Origin of the sequence: Alicyclobacillus tolerans (genome assembly GCF_048984885.1) — a bacterium.
GTDB lineage: Bacteria > Bacillota > Bacilli > Alicyclobacillales > Alicyclobacillaceae > Alicyclobacillus_I > Alicyclobacillus_I tolerans.
In genome coordinates this window covers 280,292-298,686 of sequence record NZ_JBMGNK010000002.1, presented here as the reverse complement: position 1 = coordinate 298,686, position 18,395 = coordinate 280,292, and the positions used below count along the sequence as shown (strand labels likewise).

At 42.6% G+C, this 18,395-nt stretch carries 17 protein-coding genes; 6 read left to right on the top strand and 11 right to left on the bottom strand.

What is annotated here, in order from left to right; translation table 11 throughout:
* The first annotated feature begins 100 nt into the window (after positions 1–100).
* From ACOJUR_RS01560 to ACOJUR_RS01550, 3 genes are read left to right on the top strand one after another with little or no spacing between them, the layout of a single operon-like run.
* Entirely contained in the window at positions 101–1,450 is a 1,350-nt protein-coding gene (locus tag ACOJUR_RS01560) for a glycosyltransferase family 87 protein (RefSeq protein WP_420949085.1), read from the top strand.
* Between the two features lie 25 nt (positions 1,451–1,475).
* Positions 1,476–2,348, top strand: a complete 873-nt coding sequence (locus ACOJUR_RS01555; RefSeq protein ID WP_203114914.1) for a proline iminopeptidase-family hydrolase — start codon at positions 1,476–1,478, stop codon at positions 2,346–2,348.
* A 6-nt stretch (positions 2,349–2,354) separates the two neighbouring features.
* Complete coding sequence (locus ACOJUR_RS01550) at positions 2,355–3,503, top strand: MFS transporter (RefSeq protein ID WP_420949084.1); 1,149 nt, start codon at positions 2,355–2,357, stop codon at positions 3,501–3,503.
* Positions 3,504–3,608: 105 nt separating this feature from the next.
* Here the strand turns inward: ACOJUR_RS01550 and ACOJUR_RS01545 are convergent, their stop codons facing one another.
* Positions 3,609–4,724 (bottom strand): TDT family transporter, encoded by a 1,116-nt coding sequence (locus ACOJUR_RS01545; protein WP_306954979.1) that lies wholly within the window; start codon positions 4,722–4,724, stop codon positions 3,609–3,611.
* Between the two features lie 125 nt (positions 4,725–4,849).
* Here ACOJUR_RS01545 and ACOJUR_RS01540 point away from each other — a divergent pair, with 125 nt between their 5' ends.
* The gene (locus ACOJUR_RS01540) at positions 4,850–5,755 is read left to right on the top strand and encodes a LysR substrate-binding domain-containing protein (protein ID WP_306954977.1); all 906 of its coding nucleotides are present in this window, start codon (positions 4,850–4,852) and stop codon (positions 5,753–5,755) included.
* A 10-nt stretch (positions 5,756–5,765) separates the two neighbouring features.
* Here ACOJUR_RS01540 and ACOJUR_RS01535 read toward each other — a convergent pair whose 3' ends face one another.
* From ACOJUR_RS01535 to ACOJUR_RS01495, 9 genes are all read right to left on the bottom strand, one after another.
* A complete protein-coding gene (locus ACOJUR_RS01535; RefSeq protein WP_420949083.1) occupies positions 5,766–6,104 on the bottom strand; it encodes a CHY zinc finger protein in 339 nt (112 codons plus the stop codon).
* A 180-nt stretch (positions 6,105–6,284) separates the two neighbouring features.
* The gene (locus ACOJUR_RS01530) at positions 6,285–6,614 is read right to left on the bottom strand and encodes an ArsR/SmtB family transcription factor (RefSeq protein WP_072873709.1); all 330 of its coding nucleotides are present in this window, start codon (positions 6,612–6,614) and stop codon (positions 6,285–6,287) included.
* Positions 6,589–7,086, bottom strand: a complete 498-nt coding sequence (locus tag ACOJUR_RS01525) for an NADH-quinone oxidoreductase subunit B family protein (RefSeq protein ID WP_072873710.1) — start codon at positions 7,084–7,086, stop codon at positions 6,589–6,591. Before ACOJUR_RS01525 ends, ACOJUR_RS01530 begins: the two co-directional genes overlap by 26 nt.
* On the bottom strand, positions 7,049–7,453 hold the full coding sequence (locus ACOJUR_RS01520; RefSeq protein WP_083574127.1) for a 4Fe-4S binding protein: 405 nt from the start codon (positions 7,451–7,453) through the stop codon (positions 7,049–7,051). The genes ACOJUR_RS01525 and ACOJUR_RS01520 overlap by 38 nt, the downstream gene beginning before the upstream one ends.
* Before the next feature lie 30 nt (positions 7,454–7,483).
* Complete coding sequence (locus tag ACOJUR_RS01515) at positions 7,484–8,995, bottom strand: hydrogenase large subunit (protein ID WP_420949082.1); 1,512 nt, start codon at positions 8,993–8,995, stop codon at positions 7,484–7,486.
* Positions 8,992–10,470, bottom strand: coding sequence for a hydrogenase 4 subunit F (locus ACOJUR_RS01510; protein ID WP_072873712.1), 1,479 nt, complete (start codon positions 10,468–10,470; stop codon positions 8,992–8,994). The genes ACOJUR_RS01515 and ACOJUR_RS01510 overlap by 4 nt, the downstream gene beginning before the upstream one ends.
* Before the next feature lie 4 nt (positions 10,471–10,474).
* Positions 10,475–11,113, bottom strand: coding sequence for a hypothetical protein (locus ACOJUR_RS01505; RefSeq protein WP_072873738.1), 639 nt, complete (start codon positions 11,111–11,113; stop codon positions 10,475–10,477).
* Positions 11,114–11,128: 15 nt separating this feature from the next.
* Complete coding sequence (locus tag ACOJUR_RS01500) at positions 11,129–12,067, bottom strand: respiratory chain complex I subunit 1 family protein (RefSeq protein ID WP_072873713.1); 939 nt, start codon at positions 12,065–12,067, stop codon at positions 11,129–11,131.
* 13 nt (positions 12,068–12,080) lie between these two features.
* On the bottom strand, positions 12,081–14,090 hold the full coding sequence (locus tag ACOJUR_RS01495; protein WP_420949081.1) for a proton-conducting transporter transmembrane domain-containing protein: 2,010 nt from the start codon (positions 14,088–14,090) through the stop codon (positions 12,081–12,083).
* Between the two features lie 464 nt (positions 14,091–14,554).
* On the opposite strand from ACOJUR_RS01495, the gene ACOJUR_RS01490 reads away from it, so the two are divergent.
* A complete protein-coding gene (locus ACOJUR_RS01490) occupies positions 14,555–14,800 on the top strand; it encodes a hypothetical protein (protein WP_420949080.1) in 246 nt (81 codons plus the stop codon).
* A gap of 532 nt (positions 14,801–15,332) precedes the next feature.
* Here ACOJUR_RS01490 and ACOJUR_RS01485 read toward each other — a convergent pair.
* Complete coding sequence (locus tag ACOJUR_RS01485; RefSeq protein WP_420949079.1) at positions 15,333–16,811, bottom strand: transposase; 1,479 nt, start codon at positions 16,809–16,811, stop codon at positions 15,333–15,335.
* A gap of 857 nt (positions 16,812–17,668) precedes the next feature.
* Here ACOJUR_RS01485 and ACOJUR_RS01480 point away from each other — a divergent pair.
* Positions 17,669–18,211, top strand: a complete 543-nt coding sequence (locus ACOJUR_RS01480; protein ID WP_306954963.1) for a GNAT family N-acetyltransferase — start codon at positions 17,669–17,671, stop codon at positions 18,209–18,211.
* The last annotated feature ends 184 nt before the right edge of the window (positions 18,212–18,395 follow it).

Genomic DNA, 18,395 nt, shown 5'->3' with positions numbered 1-18,395 from the left:
CAGTGAAAACTTTTTAACCGTCAGTCCCTGATCATTCTTTATACTGGTTCAAGCTCCTGTGAAAAAAACAGATCTAGTTGCCGGGGAATGTTAGGGAAGGATGAAAATTCTATTGAAACTGCATAATCTTATACAATACCAACTATCTTATCGTCCACCAGCGACGAGGTCTTTCCTAAAGACCGGATTCTATACATTTATTTTTGTCCTGCTCATCCTTTCCACTTGGCTTGAATGGAAGGGTATGTCAGTTAGCCGACTGGTACATTACGACTATGCCTTTTTTTACACAGCTTTTCAGGCCATTTTGCATCATCCGGCTCACCAATGGCCAAAACTTTACCAAATCGCTTCTGAACAACAATTTGCTATTCAGCATGGATTTCCGTATAACATCCACAATCAATACGTCTATCCACCACAATTTGCTGTATTTTGGGCATTCATGGGGCATCTTCCTTGGATTTGGTCAGCCCGTATCTGGATCGTCATTTCCATTCTTTCTTACTGTCTTGCCGTATATCTAACGCTCAAAATGATGCTTCCGCATCTTCGCTGGCCCAATCTGTTCTTTTGGATTGCCGCTAGTTTCTTATTGACACCTGTCCAAATTGATATTGCTGCTGGCAATGTCAACAGTATATTGTTAACCTGTCTAGCGCTTGCCTTCTATTTTCATTACTATCGAAAAAAAACTTGGATTGCGGCTCTATTTCTAGCACTGGCTATTGTCTGGAAAGTGACACCAGCCGCTGTATTATTATACTTTTTGCTACAAAAACAATGGAGACTAGGCGCTTATACATTGTTATTCTCACTTCTATTGACCATCTGGAGTTCTTATTACGTAGGATGGTCCACGCTTCTACACTATGTTGGTGAATTTGTTACCTTTGGTCAAAATAGCATGAAAAACGGTCCCGCCCCATACAACCAATCTATCTTGGGCGTATTGGCCGATCTCGCTAAGCACCATTGGCTGAGCGGAAATCTACAAAGTCTGTACCCATTTTACTATTTGTTTGTCCTAACGAGTGCCGTTTTGATTGTCCATTTTGCTCGCCAGTTACCTGTCAGCCATTCTAGCCATTTTGCACTTTCCAGCCTGACGCCGTTGCTTTTCTCGCCACTCATTGAAGAAATGCATCTTATTTTTGCCCTGCCTGCTCTAATTCTGGTAGTCTCCCAGAAAAAATATAAAATAGCAGCGATAGGCGGCTGGTCAAGTGCCGTTCTTCTCTCATTGCCCACTACCTTTTTATTAAATACTTTAACCCGAGACTGGCCTTCACTGTTTTTTATGCATACGCAAATGTTCTGGACACTAATGATACTCTTTACAGTGACTTTAATCACCATGCGTCAGAGAAACATGCTAAACTTCTCTCAAAACCACCGATTCGTGAAGACTGATTTGTCCATGAATACTCGTCGAACAAACAGATTGTAGAGTTGCGTACGGAAAGGAGTCTACTATGGATAATAGCGGATGGGTACAAGTAGAAGGCGGAAGAGTTTGGTATCGAATGTGGGGACCAGAAAATACGGTTCCCTTATTGATTTTGCATGGCGGTCCTGGCAGCTCTCATCTTGGATTTCGTCCATTTGCCGAACGGATATCAGAAGAACGACTGGTCGTGGTCTACGATCAGTTAGGTTGTGGACAATCAGACCGCCCTCAGCAAAAAAACTTGTGGAGAATTGAACGGTTTGTTGATGAACTAAAGATTCTACGCAAGGAACTCCATCTGCAAGAGTTGCACATTCTTGGCCATTCCTGGGGAACCATGCTCTTAGCAGAATATCTCAAGGAACAGCCCGAAGGTATTCTTAGTTGCATTTTCTCAGGTCCATGTCTTTCAGCGGCTAGATGGCTGGAAGATGCTGAACATTACCGCAGCCTTTTGCCCCCGCATATTCAGGAAGCACTTCGTGAGGGGGAACGGACTGGAAATTACGATACAGAAGAATATCGAAACGCTACCAAATTTTATGAGAAACGGCATGTCCGGCAAACGGATCGAACAAAAGAAGAAGCTGCAGAAGCCAGCGCGGCATTTGGTCTGGAAGTATACGAAACTATGTGGGGACCGACAGAATTTTATGCAACTGGAACTTTAAAAGGCTTTGATCGTACGGATATTCTGTCCACATTGTCCATGCCGACCCTTTTTACTTGCGGAGAATGGGATGAAGCGTCTCCTGCCTCCACAGGAACTTATGCGGCTATGACTCCGAATTCGGAATTCCATATATTCTCAGGTTGCTCTCACTCTCCAATGAATGAAGACCTACTATCTTATGAGAAAAAAATGAAGGAATTTCTCAACCGAGTAGAAAGGCGGTGAAAAAAGATGAATTCAGGACAAAAAGTTCTTATTCCATACGTTCTATTTGCATTTGTACTTGGCTTTGCCTGGTTTATGCTGGCCCCACTTGTACCCGGTCTTGCCAGCGAACTCCATGTTTCCATTTCCGCAGTTTTACTTTTTATTTCCATGTATGGATACGCTATGGTGGTTGGCTCCATTCCGGCGGGTGTATGGACAGCCAAAAGTGGGCCTGCTCCTGTTTTGACTTTAGCCATTCTTCTTTCTAGTATAGGACTCTTATTGCGCGCTTTTGCTCATAACTACACACTTTTTTTAATGGCTCAAATCGTTGCAGCACTTGCTTACCCTTTTCTCATCGCTCCGATTGGATCCATATTGCGCTTAAGCGGGGTCCGACGCCTCAAAGCAGGAACTGGTCTAACCATTGGCGCTCTCTTTCTTGGCATGGGTATCAGCGCATTATTATCGTCCAACCTAGGACTCTCTACTGCTCTATGGCTTGGATTTGCACTAAATGCGTTGATAGGTATCTGGCTGTTCTTTGCCGTCCGATCCGTTCCTCGTCCCGAGACTGGAGCATCTTCCATTCGAGTACGCCTGACCTATTCAAATTGGTGGATTATTGGCTTTGTTGTTTCGTCTACCAGTGTCATGATTGGAGGTATTACCTCCGCAGCGCTTGCTCATTTACATGTAGCCCATGCGGAAATACTGGGGGGACTGCTCTCAGGCTTAACCTTTATTGGCTCGGCAGTAGGTGCGGCACTTTTTGGAGTACTTGGAGAAACCACATCTCGTCTCAAACCACTGATGGTGATACTGGCTGTATTCACTTGGCTGAGCATACTATGGATAACTCTTGTTTTGACAGGCCATGTTCAAAACAACAGCGGACTTCTTTCAGTCGTTTTCTTTTTGGCCGGCGCCTTTGGAAACGGATGGTATACACTTACACTTGAAGAAGCTGCAAAACGAGCGGAAAACGCAGGAAGCGCTGGTTTGAACACAGCTGGATACAGCTTGGCTTCTAATATCGGTGTCGCTATTGTTCCCGTTATCTTAGGGCCAATGGTCATCAGCCAACCTACAAGTTGGGTAAGTATTACGCTCATTCTTGGCTTACTGGCTATTCTTTTCACTTTCATCACCCGCACAACTCGTACTCATTGAAAATAACATACGTTACTTTATGATTGAAAGAAAACTTGCCCATTCCAAACAACAAAATTGGGATGGGCATTTTGTCTTTTCAACATATATTTACAGGGATGACAGCTAGGCAGTTTTTTGGTTTTGGGTATCTACTTGAGGCTTTGGCTGTGAAATTTTCCACTGAAGTAAGGTACCCTTCCAAACTCCAGAAGCTGTACGGACAAAAACGATAACAAAACATCCCCACAGAATAGCAAGTTGAATAAGGCCTGCGAAAGTAAAAAACGAATCGTGAACTAGGTGACCTAATGCGTACGTGCCACTTGTAAAACTACCAATTGGGAATACATAACTCCACCAGCCCAAATGAAACGGCAATCCATCGCCACGATGACTCATATGGAAGATAGAATGCATGGCAGAAATGATGATCCACCATACGCCAACTCCCCACATAGCCATCGAAAATATCAGACCTATGCCATGAAGAATATTGGTGTAGGGAGCGAAAATAGCATGGGTTTTAAGAGGTAAGGTACTAAGAGTCCCCATCGACATGCCAATAGGTCCAATCTCCACCCATAAACTAGGTGCTGCTATTCCACTTAAGCGTTGATGATACACCAATCTTGCATAGACGAGAGCACTGACCATCATAAACAAAAAGAATGTCATCCCAAACATCGCAATAATGATTGCGGTAATGGCAAATTGAGTGTTAATATCTCCCCAATATGGAATCAGGTTCGTACCCGTGGCAGCTGCTACGATGGGAGGTACAACAGGAATCAGCCAAGTTGCAAGTGTCTGGTGCTGTTCCACCGAATGCTCAACAAACAGTAGATAAGGCACGACAATGACTGTAAAGATGGAGACTAAAGTTCCTGATACCCAAATGACTTTGCTTATCTCAATTGCTATAGAACTATGAATCAGATGAGTGCCTATGAGCAGATAATCATTGCCAACCACATTCATGCCCATTGCCAAAGCTCCGTAAAATAACGCTCGTTCTGGATGTCGAAAATCATTGATTGCTTCATCTGTATGAAGTAACCAACGTACAATCCAAAATAGAAAAGCCAACAAAAAAACAACATTCAGCATCCCAAACAGAATCATACCTATCTGATGTTGATAAGGAATTGGAAATGGAGAAGTATACGTCAATCCTGCCACAATCCCTATTCCCATGACTGTAGTAAACCAATTAGGAGCAAACTGTCTAATCAGACTCACCATGTCCACCTCCAAGCTTCACTACGTCATATGATAATTCGTTACTTTCAATAAGTACAATTTTTTATTAGAATCGTTATGATAAGTAAATGATTATATATACGGTATGTTCAGGAGGCTCGATCATGGATCAACAATTGTTAGCTTTTATCACGGTAGCTGAAGAACAGAATTTCACACGAGCGGCAGATAAACTTCATATCAGTCAACCTGCCATCAGCCAACATATTCAATCTCTTGAACAACGCCTAGATATCAAATTATTGGATCGAACCAATAAATTTATCCGCTTAAATAAGGCAGGAGAAATAGCCTATCATCATGCCAAAGAAATCTTGAATTTATACAATCAAATGAATCATCTTATTCACGACATGAAGAATGAAGCCAGCGGTTCACTGAACATAGGGGCAAGTTTTACATTCGGGGAATACGTTTTGCCTTATCTTGTGGCCGAGTTTCGCGATCTCTATCCTAAAATTCATTCGACCATTCAAATTGCCAATACACATAAAATTGTTGAACATGTTTCCAAAGGAAACTTGGATATAGGTATTATTGAGGGTAGGCTCATTGATCATCGCTTTGTAGAAGTAGAAACTTTTGCAGAAGATACGGTAGTCATTGTAGCTGCGAACGATCACCCCATTCATCAGTATAAAAACTCTGTATTAGATAAGCTCAGTAAAGAGACCTGGATTGTTCGCGAAAATGGTTCAGGAACAAGAGAAATTACAGACTTTGTCTTTCAAACTTACAGTATATCTCCTTCAACCTTAGTCGAATATGGCAGTACTCAAGTTATTAAAGAATCCGTAGCGGCGGGACTCGGACTTACGGTGCTCTCAAAGTGGGTTGTGCGCAGAGAACTTGAATGGAAATCATTACGTGAAATACACATATCTTCTTCGCCCATTCAAAGAAATTTCTTTATCATTACACAAAAATCTGATTTCCACACAAAATCAACGCTGGTTTTTAAAGAATTTTTATTGAATCAATCCGAGCGATTAAATGAATTTAGACTTTAACTCCAACAATCTATTCCTGTTCAAAATAGAGCGAGTAATGAAGTTGACAGCCAGGATTAAAAGAGGCTCCACAAGATGGACATTGGAAGTGGCTGTTTAAATATTCTTGAATGGTTAATTCTTGATGACAAACGCCGCAAAGAACAGCCTTTTCATGAAACTGATGCGCATGCCATATTTGCGCAGGGTGATCGGCCAATTCTTCATGACAAGCATGGCAAGGAAAATAAGTTTGGCAACACGGGAATTTAATTGCAATGACGTCAGTTGGTCCTGAATAATGCACACAACGCGTCTGTTCATCTACCAATCTCCCTTTTACCACTATGTTGTGAGAAGAATATTGCATAAACCTGACCCTCCTTTGAACAAGGTTATCTATCCACTTCGAACATAGAACCAAAACACAGACGCCGACATGAAAAGGTACTATCCAGTCAAAGGCTTACCATCTCACACGTGAGATGTGTCTCATCATCAAGATTCCGATCCATACGCAGAATCATAGTGTAGTTTAAATCAACAAAAATCACTCCTGATTGTCTATTTCTTGCAACATCTGTATCGTGTTGGTTAAGTTGTTCTGGAAGATTTCTTTCGCGATGTCGAGTAATTGGAAAACAAGCGGATCGCGCACCGAATACATAACTTTTGTTCCTTCTTTTACACCGATAACTATGTTTTTACTGCGCAAAACTGCCAATTGTTGTGAGACGACAGCGTTATCAACACCCATATGCTCCTGTAATTCATGTACATACTTATCCCCATCTCGTAACAACTCTAAAATTCGAATACGAAATGGATTGGACAGTGCCTTAAAAAATTCTGCCTTAAACGTTTGAAGTTCTTGCAGCATATGCACCATTCCCCTTTCGTGAAGATTCCAATTCATGCGCCCGCTCGATAGCGTGCAATATTCCTTCTAAAATCGCTTGGGGACGTGGTGGACACCCTGGAACATAAACAGACACAGGTAATATTTTATCAACACCACCTAAATGTGCATACGTGTCTCCAAACATTCCTCCACCACATGCACATCCCCCAATAGCTACCAGCATTTTGGGATGTGCCGTAGCCTCATATGTTTTTCGCAACGCTGCTTCTAAATTTCGAGTCACACCGCCAGTAACAAGAAGCATATCCGCATGGCGAGGGGAAGCGACAAAATCAATGCCAAATCGCTGAATATCATACACCGGATTCATCAATGCTGTTATCTCAAAATCACAACCATTACATGACCCGGAGTCAACATGTCGAATGTGTAGAGAACGAGCAAAACATTGTTTAATTCTTGAGGATAACTTCTCTTCGATCTCGGTCACTTACGATTTCCCCTTTCGGTTCTGATTCATCTCTGTTAATTGTATAATGGACGACGAGTTCATCTCGTAGTTGAACACTTGGCATAGGTTCATTCGCGTACGAAAATGCATTGGTTGGGCAAACCTCTGTACATACACGACAAGAAATACACGAGCTATAGGTTATAGAGAAATCAAACTCGTTTTGAACACGACGTAAAGACAATGCTTCACTTGGACATTCCAGAACGCAATCACCACAAGCCGTACACTTTGTGTCATCCAATAATAATTTTCCTCTTCCGTTCACGTGCAAAAGTTCATCTTTTGGTATGGTTCCAATCCCATGTTTCCATAGCCGCTTTAAGACTGCAATCAACCGTATCATCTCCTATACAATCTTAAGAGCAAATGGCAACTACCGATCACAACATGCATAACACAGCTCAAAGCTCTTATTGATGAGCGGAAAATCCGGAATGATGTTTCCAGGTACACAAATGGGTACAGCAGGCCAATTGGCGTACGGTGCAGAACGGACTCTGTAGCGATAAATGGTGTTATTCTCGCCTACCATGACAAAATGCACATTCTCTCCACGTGGCGATTCTGTCATACCAATGCCGAAGGAGTATGGTATTAAGTCTCCAATAGGAACACGAATATCCCCTTTAGGCGTACGGTTTATCACTTGCTCAATGATTTGAAAGGACTGTCTGGCTTCAAGAAATCTTTGCTTGAACCGGGCCATGACATCACCTTCCATGAATGTAGGCACCTCAAAGACAAGTTGATCATAAGCTGCATATGGCAAATCACGGCGAACATCGATGTCGTAATTAGATGCACGAGCTGTTGGTCCAACCGTGGAAAGTTCCCTAGCAATTCGTTCAGATAAAATACCTGTATTCGAAAAACGATTGACCACTATGTCGTGAGACAATATCTGCTCCACTATTTCATTGAATTCTTTCTGAACACGTTCTAATGTGGTTTCAATATATCTCAGCTTCTCTTCTGTGATATCTTCTGTAACGCCGCCTAACGCAATAGAACCTCTCAAAAAACGATGTCCAACGATAAAGTCATTCAACTGCATCAGTTGTTCTTTTAAATGAGCACCGTGATTAACTCCGTATGCGTATCCAATTCCCGCACACATGTTGCCAATGTCTCCAACGTGATTGTATAAGCGCTCCAATTCAGCAAACAGAACACGCAAGAAAATGGCTCTTTCAGGAACCCTCGTTTCTGAAATTTGTTCAATTGCCTGAACGTAGGACAATACGTGAGAAACACTGCACACACCGCAAATGCGTTCAGCGAGATACAATCCCTTGACAACAGACATTCCCTCACTACGCTTTTCAATTCCACGATGGGTGTAGAACAGCTTCGCTTCTAGATGAAGCACCGAATCTCCCATGACTTGAAATCTGAAATGCCCTGGCTCAATTACCCCTGCATGAATCGGCCCAACAGGAACTTCGAACACACCTTCGCCTTCTACTTTTGGATAAGACCACGAACTGAAGGAATCCCGTTCTTGCTTTTCTCTTAAGGCATAGTCCTTTCGTAATGGATATACACCTTCCGGCCAATCATCATGTAAAACCAAAGGACGTAAATCGGGATGTCCTTCAGGAAAAATCCCAAAAAGATCATGAGCTTCTCTTTCCGCCCATGATGCAGCCGGAATCATAGAAGATAACGTAGGATAAGAAGAGTTACTTTCCGTTAACACGCTTTCCACCACATTGAGCATGGATTTCCCGTCATGTGCAAAGATATAACGTACAACAAATCGATCGATCCCCCTACCACACTCATCAGAGGCAACCATCGTGATAAAACGGCCATGATTTGCGATAACTGTACGACATGCATGAATCAGCTCATGTGGAGCCACGATTATCCTAGATATTTTCATGCGCGAACTCCTCCTACAAGAATTAACGATGCTTGGTGAATCAGTTGTGTAAATGAAGTGGGCATGTATAGGCCAAATAAAACGACAAAAAACAAAGGTAAAACGAGTGGAATGGTATTCCATCGACTGACCTCACCCGTTGACATCCGCTCTCGAACGTTTTCTCCAAAAATCATCTTAATCATATGGAACATCATGGCTGCAAAAATGAAAGCAATAAAAAGAATGAGAACACTTGTTATCCATGCATGCCCCTCTCTAAATCCCGCAACGAAGATAGAAAATTCACTGGTAAATATATTGAATGGAGGTACGCCCGTAATTGCCAGCGTGCCTATTAAAAAAACAAACCCTGTAAAAGGCATGCTTTGAAGTACTCCAAAAATTCGAGGCATTTGCTTAGACTTATATTTCTGATTGACATTACCCGCAGTCAAAAAAAGCATCGATTTCCCCATTGAATGATTGAACATTTGTAGCAGTGCAGCAGAGTACCCTAATGGACCACCCATACCTAGCGCAACCGCAATAATCCCCATGTGCTCAATCGTGGAAAATGCCAGCATTCGCTTGAAATCTTTCTGCACAAGAATGAACGGAAAAGCAATCCCGACAGAGAATAAACCAAATCCAATGAAAAGATGTTGAATCAATTGCCCATGGATAGTATTCTCAGCAACAATACCAAACCGAATTAATCCTAACATGGCGCAATTGAGTAAAACGCCTGATAACAGAGCACTGACAGGGGAAGGGGCTTGGCTATGCGCATCAGGAAGCCAAAAATGCATTGGTGCCAATCCAACTTTCGTTCCGAAGCCAACCATGATAAAAACAAATGACAGGGCAACGAGATCGGGCTGTAACACAAAATGAGAATTAGACAAAACTGTCCAATTCAAGACTTGATTACTTGCTCCAAGTTTAGCAATGGACGACGCATAGAGAATAATGACTCCCAATAGCGCAAAAGCGATGCCCGCACTACAAATCATCAGATACTTCCATGTTGCCTCTAGCGCTTCTCCTTTTTGATAAATGGCCACTAAAAACGCCGAAACTATTGTGGTTGCTTCTATACTGACCCAGAGAAGCCCCATATTATTGACAACGGCTACAAATACCATTGTTGCAATAAAGAAGTGATACAACATGTAATACTGCCTGGTCTGTCTAACATTCAAAAGACCTTCCTTTTGTTCATGCCTTATGTAGCCGATAGAATGTATGGAAGTGGTTAAATTCACAATCGAAATGATGGCTAAAATAACGGCACTGAGCGCATCAATGTGAAAAAATTGATTTGAGTTCGTGATGGGTCCTTGAATGATTACTGTGCCCACTAATAGGAGCCCTATAAATGATGTAGCAATACTGCCAATCAAATGAATCGTTTCACGCAACCAAGCTCGACGGATGAAGATGGAGAGAACCCCTGTTACTGTAGGTACGACCAAAGATAAAATGGTTACCATTTCCTCACCCCCGAAGTCTGCGCAAATTTTCTGTGTGTGTACTTTGGAACGTTTTATCGATCCGGTAAGTCAGCATGCTTATGAGAATCACAGCAACGAACACATCCAGGAAGACTCCAATATCTACGAGAAACGGCATCCCGTATGTGGTGACAAGCGCGACTAGAAACAAACCGTTCTCCATTACAACCAGTCCTATTCCCTGCATAATGGCTTTTTGATGCGTCATCATTATCAATAGACCCATAAGTAACATCGCAATTGAAATGGGTAAATACTGTTGACCTAAGCTGATGGAAGACAGATGCAATTTCCCTGTCACGATGTAACTGATGGCCAATATTAGTCCCCCGCAAAGTATGGAAAGTTCACGCCCGATTAGCTTTTCAGTTTCCCGCTTCATTCCGATTTTTTTAAGGGTATACCAGAGAATCCATGGAATACCGATGGACTTCATAAGGATGGTTAATCCCCCCATAATATATAAATCTGGAGTATCTGTTCGCACTGCGATAAGTATGGCCATAAGACCAAGAATTAGGGATTGAACTGACAAAATCTTGATGGCGGTTCCGATTGGTTTTATCCAGAGCAACGCTAGGGTACTCATGATTAACACAATCGTAAATACTTGTAAAAGCATCAATATACATTCTCCTTAGAGTAAAAAATTAGTTAAAATTGAAATTATAGATAGGGCAAATGCTGCTGATAACAGTCTTGGAATACGAAAGAATCGTATTTTTGCGTATGACATCTCTACAAACGCAATAACAATTGCAATAACAGTGAGCTTCAAGAAAACCATGATGAAACTTGCTATAAGCATGGATCCATGGACTACCAACGAAATCCCCCAAGGAAAACAAAAATCTAACAACAAAGTAAACATGATTGCTTGCTTTATCCATGCACTCCACATCATCAACCCCAAACGTTTCCCAGAATATTCGAGAATCATTCCTTCGTGAATCATGGTTAATTCCAAATGTGTATCTGGGTTATCGATTGGAATTCTACCGGTTTCTGTAATCACTAAAATCAAAAACGCCAAAAAGGCCAAATAAAATGTCGGTGATAAAAGTGGTGAATGACCTGTGACTGCTCGGCTAGTTATCAACGTAAGATTAGTGGTTTTCATTGGCAAGGCGATAGCAAGTAACGTTATAAAAAGAACGGGTTCTGCCAATGCAGATACAAACATATCTCGGCTCGAGCCCATGGCTCCAAATGAACTTCCAGTATCAATTCCCGCAAGTGCTGTAAAAAATCGAGACAAGCCAAACAAATAGACCACAAGCATTAACTGTCCCGTAAAAGATAAAAGTGTATGAGTAATAAACACCGGGATCATCGCCACAACAGCAATCATCGTTACAAACACAACATAAGGTGTGATTAAAAATAACCAGGATGCATGGATAGATAAGACTTCGTCTTTGTTCAGGTACTTGTGTAAATCATAATAAGGTTGCCAAACCGACGGCCCCTGACGTCCCTGAAGGATAGCTTTTGTCCTTTTGACAATCCCCTGAATAAGCGGTGAAACCCCTATAATAAAAATGACTTGTAAGATTTCTAGAAGCACATGTATCATGCCTAGTTTCACCTCACTTCACCAATATCAAAAGCACAATCAGGGTGACAAACAAATACGCCAAATAACTTTGAACTTGTCCATTTTGAATCGCTCGAACGAGCCGAGCCATACTTAATACCGTTTGAATGATGGGATGATATAAATAGGTTTCGGCAAACGAGGTCACTTTACTGAAATACACGAATTTAGATGGGAAATATTCGCTTCCTTCTGTACGTTGTAATGTTCGAGAGGGTCGGAATATTTGCTGAAACGTAACCCGCACTGGTTTACTGTAGCCGCTCGCTGTGTAGGTCATAAGCGGTGTCAATGTTCCGCCACAGGCCCAAGTTTCCATTCGTACGGCCGAAGTTCGTCGCCCAACCAGGCGAAGAATCCCCCACAGAAAAATGAGCGCCAATATCGAAGTCATGAGAACGGGAATCAGTAAGAGGCGACCATCTGCACGTGCGATGTCGTTCATACCCAACTGAAATGGATTCATTTTTAAGGACATTCCGGTAATCTCTCTTATAGAGTTGCCTAACATAGACACCCATCTGGCTGGAAATATACCGATAAACAAACAGAGCCCAGCTAATCCAGCCATACCGATTCGCATAAGCATGCCCACTTCATTCGCCGATTCTACGTACTCACTTCTGGGTAATGCCAAAAAAGTACTCCCAAACGAACGGACGAATGCCATGGCTACCAATGCACCCGTCATTGTTAATGAACCAACCAACAGCACAGCATATATACCCATCCAAGGAGAATGGACTGACATGGCTAATGCAAATGCCGATTGAAATAACATCCACTCTCCAATGAATCCATTAAATGGTGGCATCGCTGAAATGGACAGTGCACCCATCAAGGTAAAACAGGCTGTCCATGGCATCTTTCGAATAATACCTCCGAGACGATCCATGTTTTTCGTATGGGTTTTCGAGAGTACTGCACCTGCTCCGAAAAATAGAAGACTTTTAAACAATGCGTGATTGAACGCATGTACCAAAGAAGCCAATAGAGAAAATGCAGCAAGTATCGGATCATGCAAAGACATGAAAATCAAGCTTAAACCTAGTCCCAAAAAAATTAGTCCCATATTCTCTATACTGCTATATGCTAACATTCGTTTTTGGTCGCGTTGTACGAGTGCGTGCAGAACCCCCAGAAGTGCTGTTATTGCCCCGATGCATGAAACAAGTATTCCCCACCAGATAGGCCCGCCTTTCAAGAACTCAAAAACAATGAGTAGAAACCCATACATGGCTATTTTGATCATCACACCAGACATAAGTGCCGAGACATGACTTGGTGCAACAGGATGTGCCCGTGGCAGCCATATATGGAAAGGAACGAGGCCAGCTTTTGTACCCAATCCAATCAATGCAAACAAAAAAACAATCGTCTTTATGACATTTGGCATATGATTAGTATTCATAAGATTGAAGGAAAGACTGTCCGAGTAACGAGCAATGATTAGAAAGGAAATAGTTAAAAATACAGTTCCAATGTGCGTCATGACAACATAAATGAATCCTGCATTCCTAACTTCTTCTTGTTCATGTTCATATATCACTAAGAGAAACGATACGATGGACATGCATTCCCACGAAACAAGAAAAGTAAACACGTTCCCCGCCAGCACTACAGAAGTCATGGTGGCAAGAAATACAAGAGCCCCCGCAACTAAAAGTGATACGTCTTTTCGTCCCGCGTATTCTTTCACGTAACCAATACCATATACTGAAGCGAATAAGCCCACGATGCCAATGAGCAATAAAAAAAATCCAGTAAGTGCGTTCATTCGAAAGCTTAAACTTGTAAATGCAAAAGCACCGTCTACGAATGTCACGTATTGTGGCGGCTCGAACATCGCCTTGACAGCGCTCATCACAAGCCCAAGAGACGTAACTACTCCAATAGCATGACCCAGATAAGTTAAGCGCCTTGTTACTACGATCAACAAACCCAGAGAAATATTGATAATGACGAGCACCACGGCGATATTCAGAGCTATTGATACAGACAAAGTTTGTTCCTCCACTCCATACCCTTCAACAAAAGATTATAATCTATATATATTACTATATATTAATTTAAAAACATAAATCAACCACAAACTTATTCGCTTTTGTAACGGAAACGATATACCTTGGAATGTAAAGTGCAGATTTTAACTCTTCAGCGCCGTTATATAATTGGACAAAATCTGATGTTATTAGAGGGATAGCGTCAGGAGGGATTGTTCTTGATCAGGCGTTAGTTTTCCCAGAAGTTTAGGGAACAAGGTTGTGAAAGAAGGTTTGGAGTCTGTCCATGTGTCCATCGTTGCTTGCAAGCATGAGATTCGTGCGAATGTGGTGAACCGTTAGGTAAGCCTCTACAAAAGTGGTGAGTTTGCGACATACGTAAAGGCGTGCGAGACTGTGTACACGTAAATGAAGTGGCAGAACAGCGATCGAATTCATTCAAGTATTCATTACGGATCACCGATTGAGTTTACCAGTGGCATCTGACGAGCGAACTGATGCCCGTCAAAACAGTTCGCGTCCAATGCGCAAACGAGAAATCCTGGATGCAGAAAATGGAACTCCAATCGCTAAAGCTGGTACCGTATTTGTGAGTTCCTACAGTATTCCGATGAACCTGATAGTCCAAATGATGAAACCTAATATCCAACTCCATGCCACCCAATCAAATAACCGTTTTTGTTCTCGTATACACTTTTTCATGACGTAAACAAACACAAATAATAAGATTACCTGACATGGTATGAATATAAAAAGTAAGATTATATGAGTCTTCAATGAGTGACTGCCCAAGTCCAAAATCAATCGCGTGAAATTTTACAGTTTGAGGCAATACAAATCTGGCGTTCGGATACCAGATTTGTATTGTTTCGTATCAAATAAGTTATAGGTTGGTCATGACTACGTACTCTTAGGAGCATCAGCTCAACTACCAGCTTACTAATTAATTTGACTACGATGCACTTAAGCTATTCACTTAGTTTCCTCTTATAGAAAAAATTGTTTTGAAATTTATATGCCACAAACCTCTTACGTGGTCTACGACACTCTTACTGAGAGCCGATGCCAAAATTGCTTTCGTTGTCAAACGGAGCAACGAGAAGTAAACTCTAATCGTCCAAAATTAGAGGAAACTCACTGTGATTCTGCTCCATGACTGTGGATATGTTCGTCATTGGCAAAATGGACGCACGAAAACTGTGGATAAGGTCTGCCAATCAAGGTTTTTGTGATGGCTGTTGTCATTGAGCCCGCTTCAGTCGACTTCGTGTCCACCCGCGGTTTACTGTTCCAGTTTGAGTGTAGGCGCAGTATGCCATCACATGCATACAGAGCATGCACTGGTCAACGTGAGCCTCTACCGCCTTACGTCCACGTTTGTGCACACGCCGTAAACTGTATCCATCTTTCAGCATCCCAATAATTCGCTCAATCCCTGTACGGGCGTCATACAACGTATCGAATGTACGGCTGTGCTGTGGGAACTCAGGGTCTACCTGAGGTGTTGTCGCAAAATCAACCCGAAGCACCCGACCCTGGGTGGCACCGCTACAGCACTGGATGTGTTTGTGGTGCGGGCAGACAAGCCCTTTCTGTTTCGCCTGAGGATTGTGAACTGGACACGTGAATATGTACTGCTCCTTTTTGAGGTCGGATCCTTTTAACTCCATCTTGTGTCCAGCAATGCAATGTGGCACCCCGTAGCGGTCAATCATATCAATTCCACGGACATCGCTCGGTTTGTCTTGGCGACCCCTGGGATTAATGGGAGCAACCAGTTTTGCCCCAAGTACATCCCTTGTTGCCTGCTGGTTCCTTGGACTCTGGTAAATCCCATCGGCAAGTACATATTGCACAGACTGTACCTGTTCCTCAAACTCAGCTTTGAATCGCTCAAGTGTAGGTAGCAAGGTAAAGGCATCGTATTCCTCTCCCTTGCACACTTCTCGGGTGAGTGGAAGTTGTCCCTTGGCGCCACTGAGTAACGAAACTTTGTGGCCAATGTAGGATACGGCGTTACTCTTACGAACAATGCCTACGTTATCGTCCGTGGGGACGGCAGGGCAATCACAGTCTTCTTTGTGGCGACAGGTTTTCATCTGTTTTCCGTAGGTCGCCTCCGCTTCAACATGCGTTGTATCGGCGACCAAGGTATCCTCAACCTCTAACACACCCTGCTTCAGGTTGAACGCAACGACCAGCCGTCGAGCCTTATCCCATAATCCGAAGTTTGTCATGATTTCGTCGAAGCGGGCAAACGAGCGGTAACTGGGGAGTTTGCCTGTAAACCCGCAAGCTTCAGCAAACAACGGGTTGGAGCGAACCTGTAGGTAGACACTCTCAGCCATGCTCTCAACGTATAGCAATCGGGCCAACTCGAACGCCCGCATCATAGGCATAAAGTCGTGAGGCTTGCGGCCTGAACGACTTCGCGTGACTGTCGACGTATTAACCGCCTGTTCCATTGGTGTGGGGAGTTCTAGCCCAAGAGCAGAGTTGGTGACGTTGCTGGTTCCGTCCGACCGATTTATCCGTTCCTCACGCAACGAGTCATATAGATGCCAGTAGTATTCCTGCTCAATATTTCGAAAGATGTCCCAAGGGAAAGTCAGTGCGGGGATAACAAACGGAACATCCATATACTGTTCCCATTGACGGGGAATCAAGGGGAAAGGAACCAAACCAGATTGCGCGTGTTGTGATATACTGGATTTCGCCATGGAGCTTCTCCTTTGTTGTGAATGGGTTTTGGTCGACTTAATTCTACCAAAAGAGGGTTCCGTGGCGTATTTATATCTAGCACCAACTCGACGATTTTCATCCACCATGATTTACCTTGTATAAACATTCAAATACTATCGATAAACATACAATTCACATGACTTGGATAGACCCATGGACTCTCTGAAACGCCTGTAATAAAGTTCTCTGATCATTCCGTTTTTCTTTGGCGAAATAAAGTGAGTCGTATCTTACATTCAAGATACCTGTTGTAACGGCAATTATTTAATTTTGGCACTGGCTCTGATATAATTACGAGGGCCCCCAAAAATTGAATTTGAGTCTTTATTCCTTATCCACTAGCCTGATATGACAAGAAATGTACCGCCCCCGTTCATTAGCCAAGCATTTGAAGAAGCGTTTGCAAGGCAGGAGTGATGCACGAAAGGATATATCCCCTCAAACGCCGAACAAAAATGCTTACATTGAATCCTTTCACATTCAATTAGAAGCAGATCTTCTTTTCTTGAATGGAATTCCAGGCATATAGCGATGCTCACTAAGCTGTGACTGAGTACATCCCGTTTGATAACCAATTGTTGTCTTGTCAACTTCAGGCTACTAGAAAATGAGGGGGTTTTTTTGCCTGTTCAGTGCCTGAAATCCCAGTCTTAGCAAGGATTTCAGAATGTAATCCTCTAACGCTTGTTGCAATAAAGGGTGCGAAAATGAAGGAGTTATCGCTGAACTGCCAGTGTATTATTATACAGTGAGACAGTTCGTTAGTTCTTGCGCATTTGGGACGTTATTTCCAGTAAGGTGATAATCCATTTTGGTTTTTGAGGGAGGAAATGGAGTGATTTATGGCAAGCTGGTGACTTTGAAGCCATTTACCCGAGAGATGTTTAATACATACTACCACTGGAGGCAAGATGCCGAAGTAATGTATTGGGCAACTGGAGAGCCGTATATGTCGAGCTTGATTTCAGAAGAAGCATTTATGAAACGGTACGAGAAGGATATTTTGGAAAATCGTCAACAGGAGTCTGGAATGCTCGGCATTTTTACTGAGAATGAAGATTTCATAGGGGAAATCAGTTATCGAAATATGGACTTAGTAACTGGTACAGCTGTCATCGGCATCATGATCGGAAATAAAGACTTTTGGGGTAAAGGGTACGGTACTGACGCTGTGCGGACCATGTGTCAATTTCTTTTTGACCGCTTTCAACTTAGACGTCTACAGTTAGATACTTGGAGTGGGAACGAGCGAGCGATAAAGGCCTATTTAAAGATTGGTTTTCAGATTGAAGGCACATTGAGAGAAGCTGTTCTCGTGAAAGGCGTACCAACGGATCAAGTGGTAATGGGACTGCTTCGTTCTGATTTGATTTCTTGAATTTCAGAGCCATTCTCTCTGTGGCAGGATGAAAGTGTAGGATGTGGCAGCGTAAAACTGCCGTTTTGCGCTGCTGTCATAAATCAAAACTATAGAAGCAGTATAGCAGGTTTTTGCATGAAGCAGAGATGTTTGTTCAATTCATGAGATTGTTGAGCGTTGGTATAAGGTGGATTGGGTCACA

Bases quoted from the DNA above. Each gene is read 5' to 3' on its own strand.
- ACOJUR_RS01560 (WP_420949085.1), top strand. From the start codon at position 101: ATGAAAATTCTATTGAAACTGCATAATCTTATACAATACCAACTATCT.
- ACOJUR_RS01555 (WP_203114914.1), top strand. From the start codon at position 1,476: ATGGATAATAGCGGATGGGTACAAGTAGAAGGCGGAAGAGTTTGGTAT.
- ACOJUR_RS01550 (WP_420949084.1), top strand. From the start codon at position 2,355: ATGAATTCAGGACAAAAAGTTCTTATTCCATACGTTCTATTTGCATTT.
- ACOJUR_RS01540 (WP_306954977.1), top strand. From the start codon at position 4,850: ATGGATCAACAATTGTTAGCTTTTATCACGGTAGCTGAAGAACAGAAT.
- ACOJUR_RS01535 (WP_420949083.1), bottom strand. From the start codon at position 6,104: ATGCAATATTCTTCTCACAACATAGTGGTAAAAGGGAGATTGGTAGAT.
- ACOJUR_RS01530 (WP_072873709.1), bottom strand. From the start codon at position 6,614: ATGCTGCAAGAACTTCAAACGTTTAAGGCAGAATTTTTTAAGGCACTG.
- ACOJUR_RS01520 (WP_083574127.1), bottom strand. From the start codon at position 7,453: ATGATACGGTTGATTGCAGTCTTAAAGCGGCTATGGAAACATGGGATT.
- ACOJUR_RS01515 (WP_420949082.1), bottom strand. From the start codon at position 8,995: ATGAAAATATCTAGGATAATCGTGGCTCCACATGAGCTGATTCATGCA.
- ACOJUR_RS01510 (WP_072873712.1), bottom strand. From the start codon at position 10,470: ATGGTAACCATTTTATCTTTGGTCGTACCTACAGTAACAGGGGTTCTC.
- ACOJUR_RS01505 (WP_072873738.1), bottom strand. From the start codon at position 11,113: ATGCTTTTACAAGTATTTACGATTGTGTTAATCATGAGTACCCTAGCG.
- ACOJUR_RS01500 (WP_072873713.1), bottom strand. From the start codon at position 12,067: ATGATACATGTGCTTCTAGAAATCTTACAAGTCATTTTTATTATAGGG.
- ACOJUR_RS01485 (WP_420949079.1), bottom strand. From the start codon at position 16,811: ATGGCGAAATCCAGTATATCACAACACGCGCAATCTGGTTTGGTTCCT.